The organism is Micromonospora sp. WMMD754, from assembly GCF_049315235.1.
Classification (GTDB): Bacteria; Actinomycetota; Actinomycetes; order Mycobacteriales; family Micromonosporaceae; genus Micromonospora; species Micromonospora sediminicola.
Map to the genome: position 1 here is coordinate 4,703,661 of NZ_CP186058.1, position 20,708 is coordinate 4,724,368.

At 75.7% G+C, this 20,708-nt stretch carries 22 protein-coding genes; 12 read left to right on the forward strand and 10 right to left on the reverse strand.

The window, feature by feature from the left end:
- Positions 1 to 23 precede the first annotated feature (23 nt).
- Genes ACN27B_RS22695 through ACN27B_RS22705 form a run of 3 tightly spaced genes read left to right on the forward strand, consistent with a single transcriptional unit; the run spans position 24 to position 3,220 of the window.
- Positions 24 to 1,061, forward strand: a complete 1,038-nt coding sequence (locus ACN27B_RS22695; RefSeq protein ID WP_422741481.1) for a zinc-binding dehydrogenase — start codon at positions 24 to 26, stop codon at positions 1,059 to 1,061.
- The gene (locus tag ACN27B_RS22700) at positions 1,062 to 1,880 is read left to right on the forward strand and encodes a sugar phosphate isomerase/epimerase family protein (RefSeq protein WP_099161338.1); all 819 of its coding nucleotides are present in this window, start codon (positions 1,062 to 1,064) and stop codon (positions 1,878 to 1,880) included.
- Positions 1,877 to 3,220, forward strand: coding sequence for an MGH1-like glycoside hydrolase domain-containing protein (locus tag ACN27B_RS22705; protein WP_099161337.1), 1,344 nt, complete (start codon positions 1,877 to 1,879; stop codon positions 3,218 to 3,220). The genes ACN27B_RS22700 and ACN27B_RS22705 overlap by 4 nt, the downstream gene beginning before the upstream one ends.
- 100 nt (positions 3,221 to 3,320) lie before the next feature.
- On the opposite strand, the gene ACN27B_RS22710 is transcribed toward ACN27B_RS22705, so the two are convergent.
- Both ACN27B_RS22710 and ACN27B_RS22715 read right to left on the reverse strand, forming a co-directional pair.
- Positions 3,321 to 4,025 carry a CBS domain-containing protein gene (locus ACN27B_RS22710; RefSeq protein WP_422741482.1) on the reverse strand — a complete coding sequence of 235 codons (705 nt, stop codon included), beginning with the start codon at positions 4,023 to 4,025 and terminating at the stop codon, positions 3,321 to 3,323.
- Positions 4,026 to 4,119: 94 nt separating this feature from the next.
- A complete protein-coding gene (locus tag ACN27B_RS22715; RefSeq protein WP_422741483.1) occupies positions 4,120 to 6,267 on the reverse strand; it encodes a molybdopterin-containing oxidoreductase family protein in 2,148 nt (715 codons plus the stop codon).
- A gap of 111 nt (positions 6,268 to 6,378) precedes the next feature.
- Between ACN27B_RS22715 and ACN27B_RS22720 the strand changes: the two genes are divergently transcribed.
- Together ACN27B_RS22720 and ACN27B_RS22725 are read left to right on the forward strand one after the other, a co-directional pair.
- Positions 6,379 to 6,972, forward strand: coding sequence for a maleylpyruvate isomerase N-terminal domain-containing protein (locus ACN27B_RS22720; protein WP_422741484.1), 594 nt, complete (start codon positions 6,379 to 6,381; stop codon positions 6,970 to 6,972).
- A 188-nt stretch (positions 6,973 to 7,160) separates the two neighbouring features.
- Entirely contained in the window at positions 7,161 to 7,556 is a 396-nt protein-coding gene (locus ACN27B_RS22725; protein WP_422741485.1) for a DUF2267 domain-containing protein, read from the forward strand.
- A 497-nt stretch (positions 7,557 to 8,053) separates the two neighbouring features.
- On the opposite strand, the gene ACN27B_RS22730 is transcribed toward ACN27B_RS22725, so the two are convergent.
- Complete coding sequence (locus ACN27B_RS22730; protein WP_422741486.1) at positions 8,054 to 8,665, reverse strand: TetR/AcrR family transcriptional regulator; 612 nt, start codon at positions 8,663 to 8,665, stop codon at positions 8,054 to 8,056.
- A 54-nt stretch (positions 8,666 to 8,719) separates the two neighbouring features.
- On the opposite strand from ACN27B_RS22730, the gene ACN27B_RS22735 reads away from it, so the two are divergent.
- On the forward strand, positions 8,720 to 9,484 hold the full coding sequence (locus ACN27B_RS22735) for an SDR family NAD(P)-dependent oxidoreductase (RefSeq protein ID WP_099161332.1): 765 nt from the start codon (positions 8,720 to 8,722) through the stop codon (positions 9,482 to 9,484).
- Between the two features lie 12 nt (positions 9,485 to 9,496).
- Here ACN27B_RS22735 and ACN27B_RS22740 read toward each other — a convergent pair whose 3' ends face one another.
- The 4 genes from ACN27B_RS22740 to ACN27B_RS22755 all read right to left on the reverse strand — a co-directional run bounded on the left by ACN27B_RS22740 (position 9,497) and on the right by ACN27B_RS22755 (position 12,569).
- Positions 9,497 to 10,714, reverse strand: a complete 1,218-nt coding sequence (locus ACN27B_RS22740; protein WP_422741487.1) for a hypothetical protein — start codon at positions 10,712 to 10,714, stop codon at positions 9,497 to 9,499.
- Between the two features lie 42 nt (positions 10,715 to 10,756).
- Positions 10,757 to 11,269 carry an NUDIX hydrolase gene (locus ACN27B_RS22745; RefSeq protein WP_099161330.1) on the reverse strand — a complete coding sequence of 171 codons (513 nt, stop codon included), beginning with the start codon at positions 11,267 to 11,269 and terminating at the stop codon, positions 10,757 to 10,759.
- Between the two features lie 33 nt (positions 11,270 to 11,302).
- Entirely contained in the window at positions 11,303 to 11,878 is a 576-nt protein-coding gene (locus ACN27B_RS22750; protein ID WP_099161329.1) for a hypothetical protein, read from the reverse strand.
- Positions 11,879 to 11,972: 94 nt separating this feature from the next.
- Positions 11,973 to 12,569: a DUF4291 domain-containing protein gene (locus ACN27B_RS22755; RefSeq protein WP_099161328.1), complete on the reverse strand. Its 597-nt coding sequence runs from the start codon at positions 12,567 to 12,569 to the stop codon at positions 11,973 to 11,975.
- A gap of 76 nt (positions 12,570 to 12,645) precedes the next feature.
- Here ACN27B_RS22755 and ACN27B_RS22760 point away from each other — a divergent pair, with 76 nt between their 5' ends.
- Complete coding sequence (locus ACN27B_RS22760; protein WP_422741488.1) at positions 12,646 to 13,140, forward strand: type II toxin-antitoxin system PemK/MazF family toxin; 495 nt, start codon at positions 12,646 to 12,648, stop codon at positions 13,138 to 13,140.
- Between the two features lie 28 nt (positions 13,141 to 13,168).
- Here the strand turns inward: ACN27B_RS22760 and ACN27B_RS22765 are convergent, their stop codons facing one another.
- On the reverse strand, positions 13,169 to 13,804 hold the full coding sequence (locus ACN27B_RS22765) for a GGDEF domain-containing protein (protein ID WP_422741489.1): 636 nt from the start codon (positions 13,802 to 13,804) through the stop codon (positions 13,169 to 13,171).
- A gap of 209 nt (positions 13,805 to 14,013) precedes the next feature.
- Here ACN27B_RS22765 and ACN27B_RS22770 point away from each other — a divergent pair, with 209 nt between their 5' ends.
- The 4 genes from ACN27B_RS22770 (at position 14,014) to ACN27B_RS22785 (ending at position 17,693) form a co-directional block, all read left to right on the forward strand.
- On the forward strand, positions 14,014 to 14,271 hold the full coding sequence (locus tag ACN27B_RS22770) for a DUF397 domain-containing protein (protein ID WP_091576329.1): 258 nt from the start codon (positions 14,014 to 14,016) through the stop codon (positions 14,269 to 14,271).
- 102 nt (positions 14,272 to 14,373) lie between these two features.
- Complete coding sequence (locus ACN27B_RS22775) at positions 14,374 to 15,261, forward strand: helix-turn-helix domain-containing protein (protein ID WP_099161326.1); 888 nt, start codon at positions 14,374 to 14,376, stop codon at positions 15,259 to 15,261.
- A 94-nt stretch (positions 15,262 to 15,355) separates the two neighbouring features.
- Positions 15,356 to 16,204 carry an SAM-dependent methyltransferase gene (locus ACN27B_RS22780; RefSeq protein ID WP_098746300.1) on the forward strand — a complete coding sequence of 283 codons (849 nt, stop codon included), beginning with the start codon at positions 15,356 to 15,358 and terminating at the stop codon, positions 16,202 to 16,204.
- 49 nt (positions 16,205 to 16,253) lie between these two features.
- The gene (locus ACN27B_RS22785; RefSeq protein WP_099161325.1) at positions 16,254 to 17,693 is read left to right on the forward strand and encodes a serine/threonine-protein kinase; all 1,440 of its coding nucleotides are present in this window, start codon (positions 16,254 to 16,256) and stop codon (positions 17,691 to 17,693) included.
- Here ACN27B_RS22785 and ACN27B_RS22790 read toward each other — a convergent pair.
- A complete protein-coding gene (locus ACN27B_RS22790; RefSeq protein WP_099161324.1) occupies positions 17,654 to 18,391 on the reverse strand; it encodes a carbon-nitrogen hydrolase family protein in 738 nt (245 codons plus the stop codon). The genes ACN27B_RS22785 and ACN27B_RS22790 overlap by 40 nt on opposite strands.
- A gap of 64 nt (positions 18,392 to 18,455) precedes the next feature.
- Here ACN27B_RS22790 and ACN27B_RS22795 point away from each other — a divergent pair, with 64 nt between their 5' ends.
- Positions 18,456 to 19,202: a DedA family protein gene (locus ACN27B_RS22795; RefSeq protein ID WP_099161323.1), complete on the forward strand. Its 747-nt coding sequence runs from the start codon at positions 18,456 to 18,458 to the stop codon at positions 19,200 to 19,202.
- Here ACN27B_RS22795 and ACN27B_RS22800 read toward each other — a convergent pair.
- Entirely contained in the window at positions 19,199 to 20,566 is a 1,368-nt protein-coding gene (locus ACN27B_RS22800; protein ID WP_099161322.1) for an alpha/beta hydrolase family protein, read from the reverse strand. The genes ACN27B_RS22795 and ACN27B_RS22800 overlap by 4 nt on opposite strands.
- Between the last annotated feature and the right edge of the window lie 142 nt (positions 20,567 to 20,708).

Below are 20,708 nucleotides of genomic sequence, written 5' to 3' on the forward strand. Positions count from 1 at the left end.
GGCACTTCCCTCGGAGCGACGCCATGGGCAACTGGGTTGTCTCTCTGGCCGGGCCCCGGCGCGTACGCCTGGAGCCCTGCCCCCCGGACCGGCTCGGCCCGGGCCAGGTCCGCGTCCGCACCTGCTACTCCGGCATCTCGGCCGGCACCGAGCTGACCCTCTACCGGGGCAGCAACCCCCGTCTCCGCAAGGACTGGGACGCCACCGTCCGGATGTTCGTGCCCCGACAGGCCACGCCCGCGTACCCGGTCGTGGGCTTCGGTTACGAGGAGGTCGGCGAGATCGTCGAGGTCGCCCCCGACGTCGCCGACCGCCGGGTCGGCCAACTCGTCTGGGGCATCTGGGGACACCGCGCCGAAGCGGTGCTCCCCGCCGCCGCGGCGCACCCGCTCGCCCCCGGCCTCGACCCGCTCACCGCCGTCTTCGCCCGCCCCGGCGCCATCGCGCTGACCGCCGTGCTCGCCGGCGACCTGCACCTCGGCGACTGGGTCGGCGTGTTCGGGCAGGGCGTGATCGGGCTGCTCGGCACCCGGCTCGCCATGCTGTCCGGCGCGCGGGTGGTCGCCGTCGACCGGGTGCCCGGACGGCTCGCCCACGCCACCCGGCTCGGCGCCCGCCGGGTCGTCGACGCCGGCGCCGACTCGGCCGCCGCCGCGCTGCGCGCGGAGACCGACGGCCGGGGCGCCGACGTCTGCCTGGAACTGTCCGGCTCCTACCCGGCGCTGCACGAGGCGATCCGGGCCACCGCGCACGCCGGCCGCGTCGTCGCCGCCGGCTTCTACCAGGGGTACGCCCACGGGCTGGAACTCGGCGAGGAGTTCCACCACAACCGGATCCAGCTGGTGGCCGCCCAGGTCTCCGGGCCGGACCCGGCACCCGGCACGGCCGGCCGGTGGTCCGGAACCCGGATCGCGCACACGTTCATGGACCTGGTGGCGGAGGGCAGCGTCGACCCGCTGCCGCTGGTGAGCCACGTCGTCGACGCGGGCGCGGTGGCCGACGCCCTGGCGTTGCTCGACCGCGGTGACGGTGACGTCCTCCAAGTGGTGCTGAGGTTCTGAATGGACATCCCCCTGGCCTGCCAGGAGCAGCTGCTCCCCGGCGCCGACCTGACCGAGAAGTACGCCCTCGCCGTGTCCCTCGGCTACCAGGGCATCGAACTGCGCGGGCGGGGTGACCTCGCCCTGGCCCGGCGGCTGCCGGAGCTGCGGCGGGCCCGCGCCGCCGGCGTCGTCACCCCGACCGTCTGCGTCGAGATGGACCACTTCATCGGCGACTTCGACCCGGCACGCTCCCGGGACGCGGTGCGCAACCTGCGCTCCCAGCTCTCCGTCATCGCCGAGCTGGGCGGTATCGGCGCGATGACCCCGGCCGCCTGGGGCATGTTCTCCCGCCGGCTGCCCCCGTTCGAGCCGCCCCGGTCGCCCGAGCGCGACCGGCAGGTCCTCGTCGACGCCCTGGGCGAGCTTGCCGAGCACGCCCGGGCCGAGGGCGTCACCCTGTTCCTCGAACCGCTCAACCGGTACGAGGACCACATGGTCAACCGCCTCGACCAGGCGGTCGAGCTGTGCCGCGCGGTCGGGTCGCCCGGCGTGCGGGTGGTGGCGGACACCTACCACATGAACATCGAGGAGGACGATCCCCTCGTGGCGCTGCGCGCCGCCGCGCCCTACCTGGGGCACGTGCAGGTCAGCGACTCCAACCGGCACCAGCCCGGCGCCGGGCACCTGGACTGGGACGCGCTGCTGGCCACGCTCGACGACCTCGGCTATCCCGGTTGGCTGGCGCTGGAGTGTCGGCTGCGCGGGGAGCCGGTCGCCGCGCTGCGCCAGGCCGCGACCGTGCTGCGTCCGGCCCGTCCCCGGCGGGCCGCCGCATGACCGGCAGCCTCGCGGCCGGGGTACGCGCCGGCGCGGAACGCGACGCCCGGCTGCGCCGCCTCGCGCTGGCCACCCTCGACGCCAACTGGGAACACGACCACACGGTGCCCTCGCGCACGCTCTACCCGCACCAGTGGAGCTGGGACTCGGCGTTCATCGCGATCGGGCTGGCCCACGTACGCCCGGACCGGGCCTGGCGGGAGCTGCGGACGCTGTTCGCCGCGCAGTGGGTCGACGGGCGGGTGCCGCACATCGTGTTCAACCCCGCGCTGCGCGTCGGCGCGTACTTCCCCGGGCCGGAGTTCTGGGACTCGGCCCGCGCCGACGGCGCCCCGGCGGCGGCCACCTCCGGCATCGTCCAGCCACCGGTGCACGCCCCGGCCGCCTGGCTGGTGCACCGCCGCGCCCCGTCCGAGGCGTCGGTGGCCGCGCTGCGCCGGCTCTATCCCCGACTGGTCGCGCAGCAGCGCTACCTGACCGGGCGGCGCGACGTCGGCGGCGGCGGGCTGGCCGCCATCGTGCACCCGTGGGAGTCCGGCCTGGACAACAGTCCCGCCTGGGACGCCCCGCTGGCCGCGGTGCCCGCCGACGAGGCGGTGATGCGCGCGTACCGCCGGCACGACACCGCGCACGCCGCCGCGACGCAACGCCCTACGGACCTGGACTACGCGCGCTACGTCGCGCTCGTCGACTCCTACCGGGCCGGCCGCTACCGCGACGAGGGACTGCTCGGCCGACACCCGTTCCTGGTGGAGTGCCCGCTGGTCAACGCCGCGCTCGGCGTCTCCGAGTACGCGCTGGCCCGGATCGCGACGGTCGTCGGCGCCGACCCCGGACCGCACCGGGACCGGGCCGCCCGGATCACCGAGGCCCTGGTCGCCCGGCTCTGGGACCCGCTCACCGGCACGTTCCGCCCGCGCGACGTGCGCACCGACCGGCTCGTGGCGGCCCGCACCGTGCTCGGGCTGATGCCGCTGGCCCTGCCCGACCTGCCGGAACCGCAGGTACGCGCGGTGCTCGCCGAGGCGTGCTCGCCCCGGTTCGGGCTGGCCGCCCGGATGGACCGGCCGCTGCCCACCTACGACCGCACCGCGCCCGACTTCGAACCGTTGCGCTACTGGCGCGGCCCGAGCTGGGTGAACACCGGCTGGCTGCTCTGGCAGGCGCTGCGCACGCACCGCCGGGCCGACCTGGCCGCCGGGCTGCGCGAGTCCCTGCTCGACCTGGTCGACACCGCCGGCTGTCACGAGTACTTCCACCCGGACACCGGCGCCGGTCTCGGCTCGCCCGCGTTCAGCTGGACCGCCGCGCTGGTGCTGGACGCCCTGGCCGACGGCTGAACGGCCGTTTTGCGGCGGCACCCCGGCCGGGTGCCGCCGCCGGTCGGGCCGGGCCCGGGGCGATGCCGGCCGGGGTGTCGACGGGCAGGCCGGGTCGGGCTCAGGCGATGCCGGCCGGGGTGCCGCCACCGAGCCGCAGCGCCGACATCGGCGCGTCGTCGATCGCGAAGTCGAGCGCGTCGACCACCTCGACCACGCCGCTGACCTGCCGGGCCAGTCGCAGCGCCAGGTGCACCGTGGACCAGCGCTCCAGCTGGCCGGTGAGCGTCACCACGCCGCCGTGCACGCTCACGTCCACCACGCCGTCGCGGACGCCGAGCGTGCGCCGCAGCACCTCCTCGACCACGTCCCGTCGGATGTCCGCGTCCGGGCGCAGGTGCACCTTGAGCAGGTCGCCGCGGGTCACGATGCCGACCAGCCGGCCCAGGTCGTCGACCACCGGCAGCCGCTTCACGTCACGGGCGTCCATCACCCGGGCCGCCTCGACCAGCGTGGCGTCCGGCGCCACGGTGACCGGGGGAGCGGTCATCAGGTCCGCCGCCAGCGTGGCCTCCGCCTTCGCCCGGGCCTCCCGGCGGTGCCGGTCGGGCAGGATGCGCCGCTCGCGCGGCTGCCCCAGCAGCTCCACCTTGTACATCAGGTCCGCCTCGGAGACCACCCCGAGCACCCGGCGGGCGCCGTCCACCACCGGGACCGCCGTCACGTGCCGCCCGGTCAGCACGTCGACGATCTCCCGGTAGGCCGTGCCCTCCCGTACCGACGCCACGTCGGTGGTCATCACGTCCTGCACCTGCCACGTACGCATGGCGACCTCCCTGTGTCCACCGCCGACGCTACGGGCGCGCGGGACGGGGGAGCAGGGGCGCACGGACCCCGACGACCGGGCCGGAAGTCCCGGCTCAACCGGCCGACGCCGGCTCGGCGGCCCGATCGACGGCTGCCTCGGCGGGCGGCTCGGTGGCCTGGTCGGCGGGTGACTCGGTGGTCAGCAGGTCGGCCGGCACCGGCTCGACCTCGACCCGGCAGTCGTGGAACGTCGGCGCCTCGCCCAGGTCGGTGTCGCGGACCGCGGTGACCGCGTTGACCGTGGCCCGGCCCGGGCTCAGCCGCGCCCAGTACGCCTTGTAGGTGAACGCCACCCCCGGCCGGGTCGCCTCGTCCACGGCGACCGCCGCGAGGAACGCGCCCCGGTCGTTGCGCACCCGCACCGCGTCGCCGTCGGTCAGCCCGCGCGCCGCCGCGTCGCTCGGGTGCAGGTGCACCTTCGGCGGCCCGGTCCGGCGCGCGTGCCAGGGCAGTGAGGCGAACGTCGAGTTCATCAGGTACCGGCCGGCGGGGGCGAGCAGCACCAGCGGGAACCTACGGGCCAGCTCGACGTCGGCGGCCTCGGCCGGCGGCGTGAAGCCGGGCAGCGGGTCCACGCCGAGCCGGGCCAGCGCCGGGTCGTGCAACCGGGCTCGCCCGTCCGGGGTGGGGAAACCGCCGTCGGCGAACGGCGCGGAGCCGACCGGCACGCCGGTGAGCCGGGCGTACGTGCGCTCGCGCAACTCCTCGAACCCGATCGGGGTGTCGGCCAGCAGCTGTCGGGCCAGGTCCTCGTCGGTGTCCCGGAACGCCGGGTGGTCGATGCCCAGCGCCGCGGCGATCCGCCGGAAGATCTCGGTGTTCGGCAGCGCCTCCCCGGGCGCGCGGGTGACCGGCAGGTTCAGCGTCGTGTAGTGGTGCCCGTAGGAGGTGTGCAGGTCCAGGTGCTCCGGCTGCATGGTGGCCGGCAGCACCACGTCGGCGTGGTCGCAGGTGTCGGTCCACCGCTGCTCCAGCACCACGGTGAACAGGTCGGCGCGGCGCAGGCCGGCGAGCAGCCGGGTCTGGTCCGGCGCGGTGGCCGCCGGGTTGGCGTCGAACACCACCAGCGAGGTCACCGGCGGGTCGGCCTCCCCGGTCAGCACGGCCGCCAGCCGGCTCATGTTCAGCGACCGGGCCGGTGGCGCCGGCATGCCGGCGGGCCGGATCACCCGCTCGTCGTCGATCGGGTGGTGCCCGCTGGTGGTCACCAGGGAACCGCCGCCGGGGTGGCGGAAGTCACCGGTGACCAGCGGCAGCGCGCAGATCGCCCGGATCGCCTGCCCGGCGCCGTGGTGCCGCTGCAGGCCGAGCCCGACGCGCACGGCGGTGGGGCGGCTGGTGGCGACGCGGTCACCGAGGCGGCGTACCACCTCGACCGGCAGGCCGCACTCGGCGGCGGCGCGGTCCACCGGCCACTCGTCGAGCCGGGCGGACAGCTCGGGCCAGCCGACGGTGTGCGCGGCCAGCCACGCCTCGTCGGCCGCGCCGACGTCCCGGACGTGCCGCATCAGCCCGAGCGCGAGCGCCGCGTCGGTGCCCGGCAGCGGCGCCACGTGCTCGTCGCTGCGCGCCGCCGTGTCGGTCCGCAGCGGGTCGATCGTCACCACGTACGCGCCGCGCTCGCGGGCCTGCTGCACGAACGGCCACTGGTGCAGGTTGGTGGCGAGCGGGTTGGCGCCCCAGAGCAGGATCAGCTTCGCCTCGACGATCGTCTCCGGCTCGAAACCCACCGAGCCGCCGTGCAGCGAGCGCAGCGCCGCCCGCGCCGCGGCAGTGCAGATGGTGGTGTCCAACCGGGACGCGCCCAGGTACGCGAACAGCCGCGGCCCCATGCTCCAGCCCTGCACCAGACCCATAGTGCCGGCGAAGTAGTAGGGCAGCACCGACTCCGGGCCGTGGCGTTCGATGCTCGCCCGCAGGCCGGCGGCCACCCGCTGGAGCGCCTCGTCCCAGCTCGCCGGCCGGTACGCCACCCGCCCGACCCCCTTCGGTCCGGTGCGGACCCACGGAGTGGTGAGCCGGTCCGGGCCGTTGACCGCGTCGAGGTAGCGGTTGACCTTGCCGCAGAGCGCGCCCCGGGTGAACGGGTGCTCGCGGTCGCCGCGCAGCGCGACCGCCCGGCCTTCGGACACCGTGAGCTGCCAGACGCAGGTGTCGGGACAGTCCAGGGGGCAGGCGCCGGGGTGGGTGACGGGAGCCATGGCGCGGATGCTACCCACCGGCGCGGGGCGGCACGACCGGGTTCCGGCGGGGCGGCGGTGTGGGCACGACTCGGGCAGGATGGGGCGGTGAACGGACCTGGGGAGGGCGCGATGACGGTCACGGCCGACGACCTCGACCGTGCCTCGGCCGCCGTGGCGGCGACGCTCGGGTCGGTGACCGGCGCGGACTGGTCCCGCCCGGCCGGCGGGCTGGAGTGGACCTGCCGGCAGGCCGTCGAGCACCTGGCCGACACGTTGCTGTCGTACGCGGCCCAGGTGGTCTCCCGCCCCGTCGACCGCTACGTGCGCCTCGCCGCCGTGGTGGAGGCCGACGCCGGGCCGGACGAGCTGGTCGAGTGCGTCACCTGCGCGGCCGGGCTGCTCGCGTTCGCCGTGCGGGGGACACCGGCCGGCGTGCGCGCGTTCCACCCCAGCGGGCAGGCCGATCCGGCCGGTTTCGCCGCGATGGGCGTGGCCGAGGTGCTCCTGCACGGCGAGGATGTGGCGGCCGGACTCGGCGTCGCGCTCGACCCGCCGCGCCCGGTCTGCGCGCGGGTGGTCGCGCGGCTCTTCCCGGAGGTGGCGCCCGGCCTGGCCGACACCGACCCGTGGACCGCGCTGCGCTGGTGCACGGGCCGCCAGGAGCTGCCCACCCGCCCCCGCCGCCACGCCTGGCAGTGGCGCGGCGCCCCCATCGGCGGCTGACCCCCGCCCCCGCTTCGGCGATCTTGCACTTGGTGCCCGCGAGACGCGGTATCGGTCCCGTTTGTCGGGGCACACAGTGCAAGATCGCGGGGCGGGGCGGGGTCGTTTGGTGGGGTGGGTGCCGGGTAGTCGGCGGGGCCGGCGGGGCGGCACGGGGTCGTGGCGGCGGCGCGAGGGGGGAGGGTGGCGTGCGGTTTCCCCTGTTCGTCGAAGCGGTGGCGCGTCGGGCCGAGTTGTCCACGGACCAGGCCGCGACGATCTCCCGGGCGGTGCTGCAGACCCTCGGCGAGCGGATCACCGCCGACGAGGCCGGTGACCTGGCCGCGCAGCTGCCGGACGACGTCGGCGGCTATCTCGCGGCGCCCGAGGGGACCGACGCGACCGGCGCGGCGGTGGAGTTCCTGTACCGGGTCGCCGAGCGGTCGGCGGTGGACCCGGCGGTTGCCGAGGTGGGCACGCGCGCGGTGCTCGCGACGCTGCGGGAGACGGTCACGGTGGGCGAGTTCCAGGACCTCGTCGCGCAGCTGCCCCGGGGCTTCGACGCGATGGTGGACCCCATTCCGCGCCCGCCGTACGATGTATGAGCAGGCTCCCCGCGACCCGGGTCGAGCCACTGCACGAAGGCCGTGAGGCGAAGATTCCACGGCCACAGAGTATTTTCACCGGAAAATTACTCGCGAGTAGGCGCTTACGCCGTCAATGGTCCGGTCGCTAGACGGACGATCGGACGAACTCCTCCGCCCCCGGTCCACCGGCCCTCGCCCCTTCGGCTCGACCCGGATCGATGCTCTTTCCGTCGAGAAATCGAGTCCTATTCTGCTTCCCAGGTGACGTCCCGGGCGCCGGTCCAACCCCGCGAGGTGTGGTCCGGCCCGGGTTCTCCGTCGCGGCCGGTTCGCCGACCACCCGCGCCGCCCGCGGGTCCGGACCCGGTGTGCGCCGCCGGTCGCGGGACCGTCGGCGGCGCGCACCGGCTCCACCCGACCAGCCCTCCGGCCCCGCCCCGGGTTGACCGGCCCCGCGCCGGTGATCAAGGAGTTCGCGTCGGTCCCGGACCGTCCCGGTGACGCGACCTCCTTGGTCACCGGGGGTCGGGCCGGGCGGGGTCGGGGAGGGTGAAGGCGGCGGCCAGTGCCGTCGCGATCAGGTCGGGTAGGTCGGCGCGGCCGTCCTCCTCCGCCCACCGCACCAGCGCGGTGTGCATGACGGCCAGGCAGGCGCTCGCCGCGGCGGCGGCGCGGAACGCCGAGTCCGGGTCGGCGGCCTCCTCGCCGAGCCCGTCCACGATGGCCTGTTGCAGCACGTAGTGGTTGTCCAGGTGCCGGGCGCGCAGAGCCGGCGTCGCGATCATCAGGCGTAGGCGGGCGAGGAGGAAGCGGTCGTCGCCGTCGGTCAGCGACCGGGCCGACTCCACCAGGGCGTTGCCGATGCGGCGGACGAGGGGCTGCCCGGCCGGCGTCGCGGCGATCCGCTCGGCGACCAGCGGGCCGTTGCGGTCGGCCAGGACGAGGTCCTCCTTGGTGGGGAAGTGCCGGTACACCGTCATCGCGGACACGCCGGCGGCCTCGGCGACGTCGTTCACGGTCGTGTCGTCGTACCCGCGCGCGGCGAACAGTCGCACCGCGTGTGCCTGGATCAGGCGCTGCGTCTCGGCCCGTCGCTGCTCCCGGAGGGTGGTCCGCCGCCCAGTCATGTGATAGACACTAACAGCCTGTTAGTCACTAACATTTAGGGAGCGACTCACGTCATGAGCGATCTGACCGGCAGGACAGCCCTGGTGACCGGCGCGTCGCGCGGGATCGGGCAGGCGATCGCCGTCCGACTGGCCGCGCGGGGAGCGGTGGTCGTCGCGCACTTCGGCACCGACGAGGCCGGCGCGGCCGCGACGGTCGAGCGGATCGTGCGGGCCGGTGGCACCGCGTACGCCGTCGGCGCGGAACTGGGCGTGGACGGAGACGTCGAGACGCTGTTCGCCGGCGTCGGCGCCCGCTTGGCCGGTCGACCGCTCGACATCCTCGTCAACAACGCGGCGGCGCCACCCGCCGGCCCGCTCGGCGCCACCACCCGGGCGGCCTTCGACCATCTCTTCGCGGTCAACGTCCGGGCGCCCTACTTCATCGTCGAACGGGCGTTGCCCCTCCTGAGCGACGGCGGCCGGATCATCACGATCTCGTCCGCGGCGACCCGGATGGCGAACGCCACCCAGACGTCGTTCGCCATGACCAAGGGCGCGATCGAGACGATGACCCTGACCCTGGCCAACCAGCTCGGCGCCCGGGGCATCACGGTGAACGCGGTCGCGCCCGGCGCCACCCGGACCGCGACCAACGGCCCGGTCTTCGAGACGCCGGGCCTCACCGAGCTGATCACCGGAATGACCGCGCTCGACCGGCTGGGCGAGCCCGACGACGTCGCCGACGTGGTCGCGTTCCTCGCCTCCGCCGCCGCGCGGTGGGTGACCGGTCAGGTCATCGACGCCACCGGCGGCCTGTTCCTGGGCCCGCGCACCTAGCACCCGGACCCGCTAGTCCGCCTCGTCGGCGGGCAGGTCGTCCGGGTCGGTGACCCAGGCGGAGTAGACCGGGAGGGCGTGCCACGGCCCGCCGGCCTCGTCGGTGGCGACCGCGACCACCGCGTACGGATGGGCGAAACGCAGGTCGGCCACCCGGGCGACACCCTCCGGCGGCAGCCCGGTCGCCATCCCGAACGCGGTCACCGCGGCCGCCTCGAAGCCGTAGCGGCCGAACCGGGCCACCGTCGACTGTGCCGCCTCGAACGGCGGCTCGGCCAACCCGAGCAGCCCACCCAGCGCCCGCGCCGCCGCGTCGAACCCGAAACCGGCCGGCGTGAGGTCGTGCCGGCTGCGCGCCGACCAGCAGGGCAGCACGGCGGTGGCGCGCTCCTCCCGGCCGTCCGGGGCGAACGTCCGGGTCGGCTCCTCGCGCAGGCGCCACAGCGGGGTCTCGCCCAGCGGCAGGTCGAACAGCGACCGGCGCCCCGGCACCGGACCGTCCGGCACGGTGGCGGCGGCCACGGCCAGCTCCCGGGCGGCGGCGAGCACGTCGGCGGCCGGCACCTGCGGCGCGGCGGCCACGGACACCACCAGCATCCCGGCGCCGTCGTCGCCGGCGCGTGCCGGGGCCACGTGCACCGCCACGTCGCCGGCCCGTGCGGTGGTCGAGACCCAGCAGCGGTGCCCGAACGGCGGCGTGCGCAGCACCTGCCGCAGCCGGCCCGCCCAGGCGCTGCCCGCGCCCAGCTCCGCCGCCGGCGCCACCTCGAACGGGTCGGCCCAGGACACCCGGGTGGCCAGCGCGTTGGCCAGGATCAGCACGGTCTCCGGGGTGACGTCGACCGGGAAGCGCTCGACCAGCCCGCCGGTGCGCTCCCGGGCCCAGGCGTCCAACGCGGCCTGGTCGGGCAGCGCGCCGCGCTCGGTGTGGTCGGGCAGGCCGGCGCGCCACTCGGCCAACTCGTCGACGGGCGTGCGTTCCCAGAGCGCGGTGGCCGCGGCGACCATCGGGTGCGGCGCGGCGAGCAGCGCCCGGGCCGACGCGGCGGCGTCGTCCGGGTCGACGCCGAGCGCGTCGGCCAGCACCGCCCGGGCCTCGCCGGTGGCGGCCGGGCCGGTCAGCGCCAGCAGCAGCCAGGCGCCCAGCGGGGAGGCGACGTGGTGGGTGTCACCGGCGGCGCCGTGCAGCCGCTCGGCGTAGCGGGCCAGGGGTGCGTCGAGAGGGTTCACCCGCCCCACTCTGCCCGCTGACCGGCCCACCGGCACGTCCGCTCAGGACCAGAGTTCGAACGGCTCGTCGATCTCCTCGCCGGCGAGGAACGGCGCCAGCAGCTCGGGCAGCCGGCCCGGATAACAGCGCGGCCGGTCGGCGAGCACCTCGGCCACCGGCCACCACCGGAACCCGAAGTAGTCCTCCACCTCGTAGTCCATCCGCTGCGCCCCGTCCACGTCCGGCCCGGGCCCGGGCAGCCGCACCGGCACCACCACCTCGTCCTGCAGGTGCCGCCGCTGCCGGTGCCGGAAACTGGCCCGCCGCCGCCAGGTGGGCGCGCCGATCTCGCCCGGCGCGACCACGATGCCGGTCTCCTCGCGCAGCTCGCGCACCGCCGCCTCCCGGTACGTCTCGCCCGGGTCCAGCCCGCCGCCGGGCAGCTCCCACCAGACCCCCAGATCGGGGTGCTCCGGGTCGCGGGTGTGGAACAGCAGCAGCCGGTCGGCGGCGTCGAGCACCACCAGCCGCACCGCCGTCCGCTCGAACAGTGGCAGATCGCGAGGCAACTCCACGCCCCCAGCCTAGGCAGGGTCCCGCCGCTCGCCTCAGCCGACGGTCGGCGCCAGCCGCTCCGTGCCGCAGCGGGGGCAGCGCACCCGGACGCCGGCCGGGGTGCCCGGCGCGCGCAGCCGCTGGCCGCACCGACAGGCGAACACCACCGACCGCACCATCCGCAGATACTCCGCCCGGTCCCGGCGGGGCCACCGCCCGTGACAGCGCCGGCACAGCCGGGGCGGGAAGCTGTGGTACCAGGCCATCCCGGCGGCGCCGGCGACCGTCACCGCGCCCGACCCCACCAGGCCCAGCGGCGCGAGCAGGCCGGGCAGCGCCGCCACCAGGTCCCCGTGCCACGCGGTACGCACCCCGACCGCCGCGACGAGGACGACCACCGGCAGGCCCAGCACCGTCGCGGTGAACCCCCACGCGAAGGTGAGCACGGAGAGCACGAACACCGTCGTCGCCCACCGGGGCGCCCACCGGGCCACGCCGTACCCGCCGCAGCGCGGGCAGTCCGGCGGGGCCAGGTGCGGCACCGATCGCAGCACCTTCGGGGCCAGCCACTCGACGAGCAGCTTCAGCAACTCCTCGGCCAGCTTCGTGAGCAGCATCTGCGCGAACACGACCGCCCTCCTTCCGCCGTCCCCATCGTCGCGGTCGGAGGAGGCGCGGAGCACGTACGCCGCGTGACGGTCATCCGACACGCCGGCCGACCGGTCAGCCGGCGTCGATCACCCCGGCGACCTCGGGCGGCAACGGGTACGGCAGTTCCACCGGCAACAGCGTCGCCGCCCCGGGCTCGTCACCCTCGGTGAGCCGCTCGTGGACGGACCGGGCCAGCGCGGTGACGTCGGTCAGCCCGACGAGCCACTCGTCGACGTACCGGTGCACCGCCTCGCCGGAGAGGCCCACCTGCACCGACCGGTACGGCAGCGGGGCCAGCCGCAGCGAGCGTTCCGGGTCCCACTGCACCCGCACCGGGCTGGTGCGCAGCTGCCGCCGCCAGGCGTCGGAGTCCGGATGCAGCCGTGGGTCGTGGGCGCTCAGGCAGGCGTGCCCGAGCGCCCACTCGAAGCCGGCCCGGCTGATCTCCACCGCGAGCACCCGCTCCTGCCCGGGCTTGAGCGCCCAGCCGCAGCGGTACATCATCCAGCGGAACGACGGCTTGATCCAGGTCATCCGCTCCCGCTTGAACGGCGGCACGAACCGCCCGGCGGCCAGCGCCGCGTCGGCGATCTCCGGCGGGTACGCCTGGTAGACGGTCACGGTGTCGGCGGTGAAGGCCGCCCGGATCTGGTGGCGGGGAACGGTCACCGGGGCATGGTGGCGAACCCGGTGGCCCGGCCGCCACCGGATTCCCTCCCGGCGGCGACGGGATAGGCTGCCCGCCGTGGCAGGTCTGTTGAGGAACGTGGCGTCCCGGCTCGGCCGGATCACCGGGGGCGCCGCCGCGCCCACCCGCCCGGGCGGGCACGTCCCGGCCCAGGTCGCGCGCCGCCGCCAGGTCAGCGCGTTGCAGCGCCGCGAGCTGTCGTACGCGCCGGAGCCGGACGGACAGGCGGACCCGGGGGAGATCGTCTGGACCTGGGTGCCCTACGAGGACGACCCGCGCCAGGGCAAGGACCGCCCGGTGCTGGTGGTGGGCCGGCACAGCCGCACGCTCTTCGGGCTGATGCTGTCCAGCCAGGGCGACCGGGACGGGCAGCGGCACTGGCTGTCGCTCGGCCCGGGGGAGTGGGACCGGGACCGGCGACCCAGCTGGGTCCGGCTGGACCGGGTGCTCACCATGCGCGAGGACAGCATCCGCCGGGAGGGCGCGGTGCTGGACCGGCCGCGGTTCGACCGGATCGGCCAGGCGCTGCGCGCGGGCTACGGCTGGCGCTGAGCGAACCCGCGCCGGGCCCGGCACGCGGTCAGCACTCGGCGACGAGCTGACGGGTGGGGCGGCCGGCGCCGAGCGTCTTCGCCTCGTACATGGCCGCGTCGGCGCGGCAGAGCGCGTCGGTGAGCTGGGCGGGGCCGTGCACCGGGGCGAGCCCGACCGAGGCGGTGACCCGGATGCTGCGCCCGCCCAGCGGGATCGGCGCGGCGAGCGCCTCGCAGAGCCGGCGGGTCGCGTGCTCGATCCAGCGCCGGTCGTGCGCCGGGCTGACCAGCAGGCCGGCGAACTCGTCGCCGCCGAGCCGGGCCACCAGGTTGTTGCCGGCGAACGCGGCCAGCCGCTGCGCCACGCTGACCAGGACCTGGTCGCCGGCGGCGTGCCCGTAGCGGTCGTTGACCTGCTTGAAGTCGTCGAGGTCGAGCACCACCGCGACCAGTGGCTGGCCGCTGGGGTCGGTGAGCAGGGTGGCGGCCAACCGGAAGAACGCGCGGCGGTTGGGCAGGCCGGTCAGCGGGTCATGGCTGGCGGCGTGCCGCTCGGCGGCCAGCTCGGCCTGGAGCAGCTGGATCTCGGCCTCGGCGCGGACCGCCCGGCGGCGTAGCTGCCACGCGGACACCAGCGCGCCCGCGGCGGAGATGCCGGAGGCGACGGTCATCGGATCCGGCACGCACCCTCCTCACCGCAGTCCCCGGCCGCGCGGGCGGCATCCGGGGGCCGGGTTCGGGTCACCGAACGTGAGCGACCCGGCACACCGTACGTTCGGCTATCATGCTCGCTGTCCATTGCAGATGCAATAGCAGATGCACGTGCATCTCACTCCTCAGTCGACAGACGCTCCTCCCCGCGGCCTCGGCTGGCGCTTCCCGAAGGACGCCCATGCAACAACCGCCGAACGGCGTGCCCGTGACCGAACTGCCCCCCGTGAGCTGGTTGAAGAGCCGCCGCAGCAACCCCAGCGGCAACTGCGTCGAGTTGGCCGAGCTGCCCGGCGGCACCGGCATCGCGGTGCGCAACTCCCGCCACCCGGAGGGGCCGGCGCTCATCTACACGGTGGACGAGATCGCGGCGTTCGTGCTGGGCGCTCGGGACGGCGACTTCGACCACCTGATCCGCCCGTCCCGTCCACGGGACTAACTCGTCCGTCCGGAGGAGTTCACCTCACTGTCGGTTCATGGCATGCTTACTCGTCGGCCGGGAGGGCGCCCGGTCGGGCAGTCGGGATGCGAGGGCGGTCAGGTGGCGACGGTGCCCGTCGAGGGTGGTCCGACCAGCGGTCCGACCGTGCTGCGCATGCTGCTCGGGGCGCAGTTGCGCCGGCTGCGGGAAGGCGCCGGGGTCAGCCGGGAGAGCGCCGGCTGGGAGATCCGCTCCTCCGAGTCGAAGATCAGCCGGATGGAGCTGGGCCGGGTCGGCTTCAAGGAGCGCGACGTCGCCGACCTGCTCACGCTCTACGGGGTCACCGCTCCCGACGAGCGCGCCGCGCTGCTCAAGCTGGCCCGCGACGCGAACAGTCCGGGCTGGTGGCACCGCTACGGCGACGTGCTGCCCGCCTGGTTCCAGTCCTATCTCGGGCTGGAGGCGGCGGCGGCGATGATCCGCACGTACGAGGTGCAGTTCGTGCCCGGCCTGTTGCAGACCGCCGCGTACGCCCGGGAGGTGATCCTGCTCGGGCACCGCGGCGCGTCGCCGGCGGAGCTGGACCGCCGCGTCGACCTGCGGATGGAGCGTCAGGAGCTGCTGCGGCGCAGCGACCCGCCGCAGCTGTGGGCGGTGCTCGACGAGGCCGCGCTGCGACGCCCGATCGGCGGCGCCGCGGTGATGCGCGAACAGCTGGACGCGTTGATCGCGGCCACCGCCTCGCCGCACGTGCGGCTGCAGATCGTCCCGTTCTCGGCCGGCGGCCACGCCGCGGCCAGCGGCGCGTTCAGCATCCTGCGCTTCGGCGACCAGGACCTGCCCGACATCGTCTACATCGAGCAGTTGACCAGCGCGATCTACCTGGACAAGCGCGACGACCTCGACTTCTACGCCGAGGCGATGGAGCGGCTGTGCGTCGAGGCCGCGCCGCCGGAGCGCACCGCCGAGCTGCTCACCCGCCTGCGCGACGAGCTGTACCGGGCCTGACCGTCGCGGCGCCGGGCGCTAGCATGACCCGGGTACCGACGATTGTGGACGGACGTCGTCCGGCGGCGGTGGCGCGCGAATCGTGGAGGCGGCCTTGACCAGCGAAGCATCCGGGACGGCGACCGAACCGGGCCACCCGGGCGACCGGATCGACACCTCCGTGGCGCACCCGGCCCGGCGCTACAACTACTGGCTGGGCGGCAAGGACAACTTCCAGGCCGACCGCGAGTCCGGTGACGCGATGGCCGCCCGCTTCCCGACCATCCGGCTCAGCGCGGTGGAGAACCGCCGGTTCCTGCGGCGTGCCGTGCGCCACCTGGCCGGCGAGGCGGGGATCCGCCAGTTCCTCGACATCGGCACCGGCATCCCCACCGCCGACAACACCCACGAGGTGGCGCAGTCGATCGACCCGCGCGCCCGGGTGGTCTACGTCGACAACGACCCGATCGTGCTGGCCCACGCCCGCGCGCTGCTCACCAGCTCGACCGAGGGCGCGACCGCCTACCTCGACGCGGACCTGCGCGACCCGGAGCGGATCCTCGCCCACCCCGACCTGCGCCGCACCCTCGACCTGTCCCAGCCGGTGGCGTTGATGCTGGTGGCGGTGCTGCACTTCGTGCCCGACGGGGACGACCCCTACACCACCGTCACCCGGCTGCTGGACGCGCTGCCGGCCGGCAGCTATCTGGCCGCCTCCCACGCCACCCACGACTACCTGCCGCCGGCGGTGGCCGAGGAGGCGAAGGCGGCGGCCCGTGGCGGCGGCCCGCACGGCGTGATCAACCTGCGCGCCCGGGACGAGGTCGTCCGGTTCTTCGACGGGCTGGAGCTGATCGAGCCGGGTGTCTGCTCGGTGGCCGAGTGGCGTGCCGACGACGAGCCCGAGCCGCGCCCCTCGGTGGCCGACGTGAGCATGTACGGCGGGGTGGCCCGCAAACCCTGACCACGGCCGGTTGGCGCACACGCGGGCCGGGCAGGCAGACTGGGACATCATGTCGCCGTTCACGCCCAGCCTGCGGCTGCACGACCGGTACGTCCTGCGCGAGCGCATCGGCCTCGGCGGGATGTCCGAGGTGTGGCGCGCCGACGACGAGGTCCTGCACCGCCCCGTCGCGGTCAAGGCCCTCGCCGGCCGGCTCGCCGCCGACCCGCAGTGGCGCGCCACCATCCAACGCGAGGCCCGCGCTGCGGCGCGGCTCACCCACCCGCACGTGACCCAGGTGTACGACTACGGCGAGGCGGCCCTGCCCGACGGCGCCGTGGTGCCGTACCTGGTCATGGAACTGGTGGACGGGCGGACCCTGGCCGACCGGCTGGCCGGCGGGCCGCTGGCCTGGCCGGACGCGGTCCGGATGGCCGGGCAGGTCGCCGCCGCGCTGGCCGCCGCCCACCGGATCGGCGTGGTGCACCGCGACATCAAGCCGGCGAACGTGATGCTCACCGAGACCGGCGCGAAGGTGCTCGACTTCGGCATCGCCGCGCCGGCCGGCCCGCAGGCGGTCGGGCAGACCGGTGAGCTGTTGATGGGCACCCCTGCCTACTTCGCCCCGGAACGGCTCGACCCGGGCCCGGCGAACCCGGCCGGTGACGTCTACGCGCTCGGCGCGTTGCTCTACCGCGCGCTCACCGGCCGGGCCCCGCTGCCGGTGCAGACCTGGGACGACGTCGTCGACCTGCGCGCCAACCGGCCGCCGGTGCCCCCGCTACGCGTGCCCGGCCTGCCCGCCGACCTCGCCGACCTGGTCCTGGCCTGCCTGTCCGTGGACCCGGCCCGGCGGCCCGGCGCGGCGCTGCTCGCCGACCGGCTCGGCGCGGGCCGCCCGGTCGACCCGCCGACCGCGATCCTGCCCACGCTGACCCCGGCGTCGCATCCGCCGACGCTCGTCGAGCGGCGCCCGACGCCGGCCCGCGCGGTCCCGCCGGTGCCCGCCGCCGCGCCGGGCCGGCCCGCGCTCTCGTCGAACCGGCTCCTCGCGGTGCTGGTCGCGGGCGCGGTGGTGCTGCTGCTCGCGCTGGTCGGCACGCTGCTGGCCGACGGCGGTGCCGGCACCCCGCCCGCCGCCGCGCCGGCCGCACCCACCACCGGCGCGGCCAGTTCCCCGCCGAGACCGACACCGTCGCGCGCCGCGCCGTCCACCGTGGCGCCCGAACCGGTCACGCTGCGTCAGGTCGCCGACCGGTTCGTCCAGTTGGTCGACCGGGCCGAGGCGGCCCGGCTGATCGCCCCCAAGACCGCCGACGAGCTGCGCAAGAAGGTCGCGGAGCTGGACCGGGGCAAGCCCAGGGACCGGGCCAGGCGGGTCGACGACCTGCGCGACAAGATCGAGGATGCGGCCGACGACGACAAGCTCGACGGCACCACCGCCGCCGCGTTACGCAAGCTGCTCGACGGCTACGAGCGGCTGCGCGGCGGCGGCGCCGTCGAGGGCTGAGGCGCCCGGAGCATCGTCGCTGCGACGACCTCGCCGACGTCGGCGCCGGCCCGGGCCACCGCGACGCCCGCCGGCGACCAGATGCCCGAACCGCCCGCCGCCCGCGGGTAGCCACCGCCGGTCGAGCCGGCGAAGCTGGCCGTCGCCACCCACACCCCGTGCGCGGCGGCGACGCCCACGGCGCGCTCCTCGGGGACCGCCGTGTCGTCGGCCGACTCCAGCACCCCGGCCAGGTAGGCGTCCGCGCCGGCGGCCACGGTCGCCGCCGCGTGCTCCGGCACCCCGGTGTCCTTGCAGACCGCCAGGCCCAGCCGCCAGCCGTCGACGTCGAGCAACGCCGGCCGGCGGCCCGGCCGGAACCGCTGCGGCTCCGCGCCACCCAGCCACATCTTCCGGTACGCCACCCGCACGCCGTCGCCGTCGACCGCGAGCACCCCGATGTGCGGCCCGGCCACCGGCGCGCCGGCCAGCGCCAGCGTCCCGGTCGCCGCGCAGGCCGCGCGCAGCGGAGCGAGACGGGGGTCGGCGGGGTCCACCGGCGCGGCCGCCAGTTCGTACCCGGTCAGGGACAGCTCGGGGAAGACCACCACCCGCGCCCCGGCGGACCGGACCACGGCGGCGTGCCGTTCGGCGTTGCCCGCGACGTCGTGCGACCGGGTGAGCGGTTGGGCGACGGCGACCCGCAGCGGCCTGGGCATGGGCACACCGTAACCGGCGCCGCTTTGCGTGGTCGACGGCCGCGTCGCCCCGTAACGTGGTCTGATGATCGGAAACGCACAGCTCCTCGCCGGCCCCCGGGTGAGTGCCGCGCGGGCCGCGGAGCCGGCCGGCGAAGGACCCGTCGGCTGGGTCACCGGCCTGGTGGAACGGCTCGGAGGCCCCGGGGCCGGGCTCGCGGTGGCCCTGGAGAACCTGTTCCCGCCCATCCCCAGCGAGGTCATCCTGCCGCTGGCCGGCTTCACCGCCAGCCAGGGCCGGATGAGCCTGCTCGGCGCGATCGCGTGGACCACGCTCGGGTCGGTGCTGGGCGCGCTGGCGCTCTACTACGTCGGTGCGGCGCTCGGGCGGGACCGGATGCGCGCGCTGGCCGCGCGGCTTCCGCTGATCAAACTCGACGACGTGGACCGCACCGAGGCGTGGTTCCTGCGCCACGGCGTCAAGGCCGTGTTCTTCGGCCGGATGATTCCGATCTTCCGCAGTCTGATCTCCGTACCGGCCGGTGTGGAACGGATGCCGGTGCCGGTCTTCCTCCTCTTCACCGCGCTGGGCAGCCTGATCTGGAACACTGCGTTCGTGCTCGCCGGCTACCTGCTCGGCGAGAACTGGCACGTGGTCGAGGCGTACGTCGGCACGTTGCAGAACGTGGTCATCCTCGCCGTGGTGGCCGGCGTCGGCTGGTTCGTGGTCAGCCGGGTGCGCCGGTCCCGTCGGGCCGCGGCCGAGGCGGACGCGCCGCCCCGGCCGGGCACCGTCTACCGGGGCGGCTGGTACGCGCCGGAGGAGGACTAGGGGCACGCCGGGTAGAGGCGGCGGGTGCCGGCGCCGGCGGCCCAGGCGGCCGGGTCGCTGAACCGGCAGCCGAAGTCCGGCGCCGCCACCGCCCGGGGGTCGGTGACCGCGTCGCCGGCCGGGCGCTTGCCGGTGCGTACCCAGCGGGTCAGGTCGTCCCAGGCGGCGCCGGCCTCGGCGGGGCTGAACTCGCAGTGCTGCGCGGCCCGGACCGCCCGCTGCACCAGCAGCCGGGACCGGCCGTGCCACGCCACGTCCCGGGCGTACGCCTGCTCCATGCTGAACGGCACGAACAGGTCACCCAGGTCGTGCAGGCTCAGCACCGGCACGGTGGGCCGGCCGGCGATCCGGGGCACCTCGGTCAGGCCGGGGGAGAGCCGCTGGCGCAGGTTCTCCGGGGCGACCCGCTGCACGGTGGCGTTGAGGTTCACCGGCTGGTTCGGCGTGTAGCGGGTGAACAGGTTCGTGGCGAGCTGTCCGGGCCGCTGCGCGGGGGAGTCGCCGCCGTCGGTGGTGGCGATGCCGAAGAGGAAGTCCTTCCACACCGCGAACGCGGCGTCGGCACCCGGCCTCGGCCCGCCGGAGCGGGCCACGGTGACCGCGCGCAGCTGCTTGCCGAGCGCGTTGGTGGTGTCCGGGCCGGTGGGGGTCAGGCCGGCCAGCCCGAGCGCCACCTGGATCCGGGGCACCGCGTTGGTCAGGTAGTCGGCCGGGGTCGGGTAGGCCCGCACCCCGGCCAGCGCCTGCGCGACCAGGTTGTAGTCGAGGAAGTAGTCGAACAGCTCCTGGTCGCCGAGCACCCCGCACATCGGCAGCGCGCCGGCGTAGTAGCCGGGGTACTGCTCCAGGGACCGGCCGATGATGTGCCCGCCCATGCTGACCCCGGCGATGAGCACCCGGTGCGGCCGGCGCACGGTGCGGGCGAACAGGTCCGCGAGGGCCCGGGTGCCGCGCACCCCGGAGCGGATGTCGTAGCCGTTGCGGTCGTAGGACGACGACGCCCACGCGTATCCCTGGGACAGCAGGCGCTGCCGCAGGTCGAACGCGGGCGGCTCGGGGGAGAGTTCGGTGCCCTGGCCGCGGTAGCCGTGCGCCCACATCACCAGGTCGCCGTTCCACCGCGCCGGGACCTCCACGATGTAGCCGGCGTGGGCGTGCACGCCCTGCCGGACGGTGGTGGCGGCCCCGTCGACGACCAGTGGCGGCAGCGGCGGGTTGACGATGGTGTAACCGGGCAGCGGGCCGGTGCCGTCGTCGCGGCCGGTGGCGGCGGCGGGAGCCGCGCCGGCCAGGCCGAGGGCGAGCACGACGGCGGCGCCGACGGCGAGCAGCCGGCGGCGCAGGCGGGTGGGTGAGGTCTGCATCGCTGCTCCCCGGGGGACGGGTGCCGCCCCGGTACGCGGGACGGCGGGCGGGACGGATGCCTACCGGCCGGTAGCGACCTGAACCTAGGCCGGGGGGTCGAGGACTGTCAATCGCTGACTGACCGGGCGGTCAGCACCCACC